This window comes from uncultured Propionibacterium sp. (genome assembly GCF_963539965.1).
Classification (GTDB): domain Bacteria; phylum Actinomycetota; class Actinomycetes; order Propionibacteriales; family Propionibacteriaceae; genus Propionibacterium.
This window is the reverse complement of sequence record NZ_CAUTOU010000087.1, coordinates 1-7,629: the sequence shown is the minus strand read 5'-3', so window position 1 is coordinate 7,629 and position 7,629 is coordinate 1. Positions and strand designations below refer to the sequence as shown.

Sequence of the window (7,629 nt, the reverse complement as noted above, 5' to 3'; positions counted from 1 at the left end):
GTGGGCTGCCCGCCGGGGTCCTGCTCGCGCGGGCTCACCGCTCGGCCCCCGCATCGCCGGTCGCTCCGCCGTTGCCATCTCGTGGGGCGTCCGCGTCGAACCGCCCGGGGCCGTCGCCCGGGTCCACGACGCCCTCCCCGGAGAGCACCGAGACGCGGGTGGGCGCCGACGCGCCGGCGGGCGCGGGTCCGGCGCGCATCGACACGGTCAGGCGGCGGCCCTCCAGCTGGGACGGGATGTCCGCGTCGACGGCTGCCGTGACGAGCACCTGCTCGGCGTCCGCGACGGCCTCGGCGAGACGGTCGCGGCGGGTGGCGTCCAGCTCGGCGAAGACGTCATCGAGAACCAGGACCGGTTCGATGCCCTCGGCACGCAGCAGCCCGAGACTGCCCAGGCGCAGGGCCAGCGCCAGCGACCAGCTCTCGCCGTGGCTGGCATAGCCCTTGGCGGGCAGCGGGCCGATGTGCAGATCGATGTCGTCGCGGTGCGGACCCACCAACGAGACGCCGCGGACGTACTCCTGTCGGCGCCGGGAGGCCATGTGCTCCAGCAGCAGCCCGTTCAGCGCGGCCGGGTCGGGAGCGGCCAGCTCGGCCAGGCCGGGCAGGGACGACTTGTAGGAGGCCCTCACCGCATCGTCGACGGGGGCGATCGCCGAGTAGGCGGCGCGGACGGGGCCCGCCGTGTCGGCGAGCGTGGCCAGACGGGCGGCCAGCAGCTCGGCGCCCAGACCGGCGAGCCGCTCGTCCCAGACGTCGAGAGTGGCGGCCGAGCCCTCGTCCAGCCGACCGCCGCGCCCGGCGACCTGCTTGAGCAGGGCGTTGCGCTGGCGCAGGGCGCGCTCGTAGTCGGCCTTGACGGCGGCCAGGCGCGGCCAGCGGGTGATGATCAGGGCGTCGATGAAGCCGCGGCGGTCGGACGGCTCGCCCTTGACGATCGCCAGGTCCTCGGGGCTGAAGACGACGGTGCGCAGCGCGCCGACCAGATCGCGCACGCGCCGTTGCGGGACACGGTTGACGCGGGTCCGGTTGGCGCGTCCGGCGTTCAGCTCGATCTCGAGCAGCAGCCGGCGGGGATCGTCCACGCCGGCCACGACGACGGCGCGGATGATCGCCCGGTCGGCGCCGGCGCGCAGCAGCGGGGCGTCGGAGGAGACGCGGTGCGAGCTCAGCGTCGAGAGGTACTCGACGGCCTCGACGAGGTTCGTCTTGCCGTGGCCGTTCGGCCCGACGAGGACGCTGGCGCCCGGGCCGAGCGCCAGCGAGGCGGCCCGGTAGCTGCGGAAATCAACCAGCTCCAGATGGTCGACGAACACGATCGGTCGATCAGCCGGGCAGCCTCATGAGCATGATGACGTGCCTGTAGTCGACATCGGGCTCGCCGTCGAGCTCGGCCAGGCCCTGCACCAGGCAGGGCTTGCCGGGGGCCGTGAAGGAGAACTGGACGAAGGGGGTGTCGAGTGCGCCGAGGGCGTCGGACAGGTAGTGCGGGTTGAAACCGACGGCGGCGATCTCGACGTCGCCGCCGTCACGGGTGATGGCGGCCTCGACGGCCTCGGTGGCCTGGGCCTGGTCGCCGGTTGCCGCGTCGAGCGCGATGCTGTCCTCGTCGATCGCCATGCGCAGCGAGCTGTTGCGCTCGGCGACGAGCGAGACGCGCTTGACCGAGTCGATGAGCTCGGCGGTGTTGCAGCGCACGGTGACATTGCCCCTGATCTCCATGAGATGGCGCACCTTGGGGAATTCGCCGTCGAGCAGGCGGGTGGTGAGCTGCCGGGTGCCGTTGAGGCCGTCGCCCTCGAAGCCGATGAGGCCCTCGTTGGCGGTGTCGCCGGCCAGGGCCAGCTGGACGGCCTCGCCGCTGCTCATCGAGCGAGCAGCCTCGCTCAGCACGCGGGCCGGGACGAGCGCGGCGCCCTCGGCCCGAGCGGTGCTGGGATTCCAGGCGAGCTCCTTGAGGGCCATGCGGTAACGGTCGGTGGCCAGCAGGGAGAGGCGGTCGTCGTCGATCTCCATGCGCACACCGGTGAAGACGGGCAGCAGCTCGTCGCGCCCGGCGGCGATGACGACCTGGTTGACCGACCTGGCGAAGTCCTCGGAGACGACCGAGCCGGTGGACGCCGGCATCTCGGGCAGGTTCGGGTAGTCCTCGACGGGCAGCAGCTGCAGCGTGAAACGGGCCGAACCGCACACGAGCTCGACGGCGGAGGTGCCGGCAGTGAGTCTGATGGGGCGGTCGGGCAGCGACTTGGCGATGTCGGCCAGCAGCCTGCCCGAGACGAGCGCCTCGCCCGGTTCGTCGACCTGGGCGCTGATGGTGATCTTGGCGCTGGTCTCGTAGTCGAAGCTCGACATGACGACCTGGTCGCCCTGTGCGCGCATGAGCAGACCGGCGAGGATCGGGACGCTGGGACGACTGGGCAGGCTGCGGGCCACCCAGGCGACCGCTTCAGCCATGACACCGCGATCAACTGTGATCTTCACTGTGCTCCTCGTCCTCCGGCAACTGGTTCGGTGGGCCGCCCGCGCATGCGCGGGCGGCAACGGTGCTTGCATCATATCGACTGGGTGCGGCCCGTGCAGCGCGCGCCCGGACGCCCCGCCGGCACCGTCCGGGAAGGCCATCCACAACCGCGCCCGATTGTGCACAGGACCTGTGGACAACCTGTCCGGGGGCTCAGCGCAGTTCGTCCTCGTCGGCCCGGTGCGACCACTGGGCGAAGGTCTCGCCGTCGGCCCTGCCGGCCAGGTAACGGCGCACGACGCGCTCGACGTAGTCGGCGGTCTGGTCGGCGGTGATCCTCAGACCGCGCACCGTGCGGCCGAAGCCCGCCTTCTCCCGGCCCATCGTGGCCAGCCCGCCGCCCAGGTGCACCTGGTAGGCGAACTCCTCGCCGTCGGCGGTCCTGGCCAACTGGCCCTTCAGGCCGATGTCGGCCAGTTGGATGCGCACGCAGGAGTTGGGGCAGCCGTTGATGGCCAGACTGATCGGCGTGTCGAGCCCGGCATCCTCGAATCGGCGGTCCAGTTCGGCCATGAGCGCCGTGGCGGCGGCCTTCGTCTCGACGAAGGCGAACTTGCAGTACTCGATGCCGATGCAGGCCATCGTCGCCCGGCGGAAGGGGCCGGGCCGGGCGGTCAGACCGAGCGGTTCGACCTCGGCCAGGAAGCCCTCGACCCGGTCGGGATCGACGTCCAGGACGACGAGCTTCTGAAGCGGGGTCACACGCGCACGGGCGCCGCCGACCGCGTCGATGGCGTCGGCCAGACCGAGCAGGACGTCGCCGGACAGGCGCCCGACCCGGGGGGCGAGGCCCACGTACTTGCGGCCGTCCTTCTGATCGTGCACGCCGATGTGATCGGGACTCCCCACGGAACGGGCGGGGGCCGGACCGTCGGCCAGCCGGTATCCGAGGTACTCGTCCTCCAGTACCTGACGGAACTTCCCGACGCCCCAGTCGGCGAGCAGGAACTTGAGGCGGGCGCGATTGCGCAGTCGGCGGTACCCGTAGTCGCGGAACAGGCGGATCATCGCATACCAGACGCCGGGGCCCTGCTCCGCCGTGCAGAAGGCGCCGAGGCGCTCGCCCAGGCGCGGCGAGGTCGACAGGCCGCCGGCGACCCACAGGTCGTAGCCCGGCCCCAGATCCGGGTGGCGCACACCGACGAAGGAGATGTCGTTGATCTCGTGGGCGATGTCCAGGCTGGGATGGCCGGTGGCGGCGGTCTTGAACTTGCGGGGCAGGTTCGCGACCTCGGGCTCGCCCAGGTAGCGCCGGCCGATCTCGGCGAGCATCGGCGTCGGGTCGATGATCTCGTCGGCGTCCACGCCGGCCACGGGCGAGAGCAGGAAACCGCGGGGGGTGTCGCCGCAGGCCTCGACGGTTTGCAGGCCGACCGCCTCCAGGCGCCGCCAGATCTCGGGGACGGACTCGATCTCGACCCAGTGGAACTGCAGGTTCTGACGATCGGTCAGGTCGGCGGTGCCGCGGGCGAACTGGCGGGAGATGCCGCCCAGGACGCGCAGCTGCTCGCCGGTCAGGGCGCTGCCGTCCAGGCGCACGCGCATCATGAAGTGGCGCCCGCTCAACTCGTCCGGACCGAGCGTGCCGGTGCGGTGGCCGTCGATGCCCCCGGCGCGCTGCGTGTACAGGCCCCACCACCGCATGCGCCCGTGCAGGTCGTCGGACGGGATCGAGTCGAAGCCCCGCTTGGAGTAGATCGTCTCGATCCGCTCGCGCACCGCCAGCGGGCCGGCGCCGGCCTGTTTGAACTCCTCGTTCGGGTTGAGCGGAGCGCGCCCGTCGATGGCCCACTGCCCGTTGCTGCGCCTGGGCCTGGTCGAGGTCCTGGCGGTGGATGTGGTTGCCATGATTCCTGATTCCTTCCTCCTCACGGCGCGCCCGGGCGCGCCGTGATGGCCGCGGGCATGGTTGGGCCCGGCTGGCTGCGGGTGAGATCGGTCCGACGGAATCGATGGGCGGGTGCAGCCCCGTTCACAGCGGATGCACGCACGGGGCCGACCAGCCGATGACCACCGTCGGTTCAGAACCGGAGGTCACGGGCCCTCGGGGAACTCGGCCGGTCAGCGACACAGGGCGCCGGCGAGGATGCACAGGTCGATGTGCCTGCGTTGCACCAGGTCTTCGCTGCGGGACATGTCCTCGACATTAGGGAGTACGACTGCCCGTGTCATCCGCGTCCAGCACGTGGACCGGGTGTCGCGATCATCGTCCGGGCTCGTCGCCGAGCTCCTTGTGCCGAGAGGGGACGAGGAGTTCCCCGGCGGGGGCGTCCATGGCCCGGTCATTCACTGGCGATGGCCTCGAGCATGTTGAGTCTCGCGGCCTTCTGCGAGGGCCACAGGGCCGCCCCGACGCCGACGACGACGGCCGCGACGAGGTAGACGCCGATCGCCGGCCATGAGACGGCCAGCACCGTCAGGCCCTGGTCGATGAGCACGTGCTGCAGGGCGATGCCGAAGCCGACGCCCATGGCGACGCCGAGCACGGCGCCGAGCAGGGCGATGGTGATCGACTCCAGAGTGATCATCGTGCGGATCTGCCGGCGCTTCATGCCGACCGCGCGCAGCAGGCCGATCTCACGGGTGCGTTCGATGATCGACAGGGCCAGGGTGTTGACGATGCCCAGGACGGCGATGACGATGGCCAGTGCCAGTAGGGCGTGGACGACCGTGACGACCTGGTCGATCGCCGCGGTGCGCTCCGCGGCGTAGTCCTCCATGGACTGCACGACGACGAGCGGGTCGGCGCCGGTGACGGACTCGATCCGGACGCGCAGCTCATCGGTCGGGACGCCTTCGGCCGCGTCGACGGTGGCGAATGCGTCCGCGTCGCCGCCGGTGAACTGCTCCACGGTGGTCAGATTCGTCACGATGCTCGTACTGGTGACGCCGTCGGCGACGGTGAAGGTGCCGGTGATCCGCAGTGTGATCGGCAGCGGCGCCGAGGCATCGAGCACGGTGACCGTGTCGCCGACCGACAGATTGTTGGCCTCGGCGTAGTCCGCCAGGACGATCGCCGTGTTGGCCTCGTCGCTCATCCGCCCGGAGGCCATCTCCTCAGAGACGATCCGGTTGAAGTCCTGGGCCGCGAAGGCCTCCAGGTACAGCGGCTGCCGGCCGGTGGTCATGGCGACCACCTGGCGTTCGGCGTGCACGGCGGCGACGCCGTCGAGCGCGGCGATCCGGTCGGTCATGCCGTTCGGCAGCGGGTTTCGATTGACCGGCTGGACGATGAAGTCGCCGCGCAGATCGTCTTGCACGCTCCGGCGGATCGACGCCGAGGCCGAGGAGCTCAGGATCGACAGCATCGTGACGAGCACCAGGCCGATCATGAGGGCCGAGGCGGTGGCCGCGGTGCGGCGCGGCTGGCGGATCGAGTTGAGCCCGGCCAGTTTGCCGGGCTCGCGGAACAGCAGGCGCCACAGGAACCCGAGCACCCGGATGAGGGGCCTGCCGATGACCGGGCTGCACAGGGCGGCGCCGACGAGGACGGCGAAGGCGCCCGCGCCGAGGGCCCACAGATGCCTGTCGAAGTCGCCGAGCGAACCGGTCACGACGCCGGCTGCGCCGGTGGTGATGCAGACGGCGCCGGCGATGGTGCGCCCACCGAGGCCCTCGGCGCCGGTGGAGAACTCGCCGTTCATGGCGGCCACGGGCGGTGTCCTGGCGGCCCTCCGGGCCGGACCCCAGGCCGAGACGACGGTGACCAGGACGGCGACGACGAGCGAGCCGATGACGTTGGCCGGGCCGGGCGTCGGCACGGGGCTGCCGAGGTCCATGCCCAGAGCGGCCACGATCCTGCTGATGCCCCAGGCGAGAACGGCGCCCAGGGCGATGCCGACGGCACCGCCGAACAGGCCGGTGATGACCGCCTCGAGCACTACCGAGTTGCGCACCTGACGGCGGGAGGCCCCCAGCGCGCGGTGGAGGGCGAGCTCTCGGCTGCGTTGGGCGACGAGGATCGAAAAGGTGTTGACGATGATGAAGCCCGCCACGACGAGGGCGATCGCGGCGAAGACGCCGAGGAAGACGTTGACGAAGCTCATCGCCCGGTCGACGGTGTCGGAGATCCGGTCGGCGGCCTCCTCGCCGGTGGTGGCCCGCAGGCCGTCGGGCAGGACGCTGTTGATGGCGTCGTTCACGGTGCCGACGTCGTAGCCCTCCTCGACGGTGACGCCGATCGTGCTGTAGCCGTCCGTACCGCCGAGCAGCAGCCGGGAGGCGGTGGCGTCGTCGAAGAAGAGGTAGCTGGCGCCGGCCGTGGCGCCGTGGGCGTAGCCGGCGGTCCCGACGACCGTCATGCGTACGCGGGAGCCGTCGGCGACGAGGACGGTGGCCCGGTCGCCGATCGAGTAGCCGGAGTCGGCGAGTGTGCCGGGATCGACCGCCATTTCGTCGTCGGACTCCGGTGGTCGCCCCTCGTCGACCTGGAGGCCGGTCCTGTGCCCCATGGCCGGCTCCGTGCAGTAGTTCATCGCCACGCTGTCGGTGGAGTCGCCCGCGATCCTGCCGCCGGTGTCTAGCAGGTAGACCCGACTCGAGGCCCTGATGATGCCCGAGGCGCTCTCGACGCCCTCGACCCCCCTGACCGTCTCGAGTTCGCCGGACGGCACGGTGTCCGAGCCGGGACCCGCGGCGGTGCTCTCGACGGGGTTGCCGTCGGACTTCACGCCGACCGAGATGTCGGTGAGTGTGCCCTGGCTGATCGCGTCGAAGCTGTCGGACAGCATCGACGTGTAGGTGAGCGCCCCGGACATGAACGCGACGCCGAGCACGACCGACAGGGTGGACAGCACGAGCCTCAGCTTGTGACCCATGAGGGATCTCCAGGCGACCCTCCACATGTCAGGCGCGCCTCGTCGGGCGGTACCTGGCCGGCCTGTCCTCCACCAGCACGCGGCGGGCCGCCCTGGCGCCGTCCGGGTCGGGCTCGCCGGCGACGACGGGGATCGACGCCGTGCGCGCCGGGGCCGGCTCGTCGTACTTGGACTCGTCGGTCCCGGGTCCGGGCCCGTCCGCCCGCGCCGTCGCGGCCTGCGCGGGCGGCACCGGCGGAGCGGGGTACGACGGCAGGAACGTGATACGCAGCGGCGCGGGGATGACGGG

At 71.5% G+C, this 7,629-nt stretch carries 4 protein-coding genes and 1 pseudogene; all 5 read right to left on the bottom strand.

Annotated features, from left to right (window positions below):
• Positions 1-202: 202 nt before the first annotated feature.
• A pseudogene (recF, locus tag R2N01_RS10585) lies at positions 203-1,315 on the bottom strand (DNA replication/repair protein RecF); the annotation flags it as partial.
• A 10-nt stretch (positions 1,316-1,325) separates the two neighbouring features.
• The gene (dnaN, locus tag R2N01_RS10580) at positions 1,326-2,483 is read right to left on the bottom strand and encodes a DNA polymerase III subunit beta (RefSeq protein WP_316670979.1); all 1,158 of its coding nucleotides are present in this window, start codon (positions 2,481-2,483) and stop codon (positions 1,326-1,328) included.
• A gap of 193 nt (positions 2,484-2,676) precedes the next feature.
• Positions 2,677-4,371 carry a nitrite/sulfite reductase gene (locus tag R2N01_RS10575; RefSeq protein ID WP_316670976.1) on the bottom strand — a complete coding sequence of 565 codons (1,695 nt, stop codon included), beginning with the start codon at positions 4,369-4,371 and terminating at the stop codon, positions 2,677-2,679.
• A 434-nt stretch (positions 4,372-4,805) separates the two neighbouring features.
• Complete coding sequence (locus R2N01_RS10570; protein WP_316670974.1) at positions 4,806-7,340, bottom strand: FtsX-like permease family protein; 2,535 nt, start codon at positions 7,338-7,340, stop codon at positions 4,806-4,808.
• Between the two features lie 28 nt (positions 7,341-7,368).
• The coding region (locus tag R2N01_RS10565) for a hypothetical protein (RefSeq protein WP_316670973.1) at positions 7,369-7,629 on the bottom strand (261 nt) is incomplete at its 5' end.

Coding starts and splice junctions, on each gene's coding strand:
- R2N01_RS10575 (WP_316670976.1), bottom strand. CDS start 4,371: ATGGCAACCACATCCACCGCCAGGACCTCGACCAGGCCCAGGCGCAGC.
- R2N01_RS10570 (WP_316670974.1), bottom strand. CDS start 7,340: ATGGGTCACAAGCTGAGGCTCGTGCTGTCCACCCTGTCGGTCGTGCTC.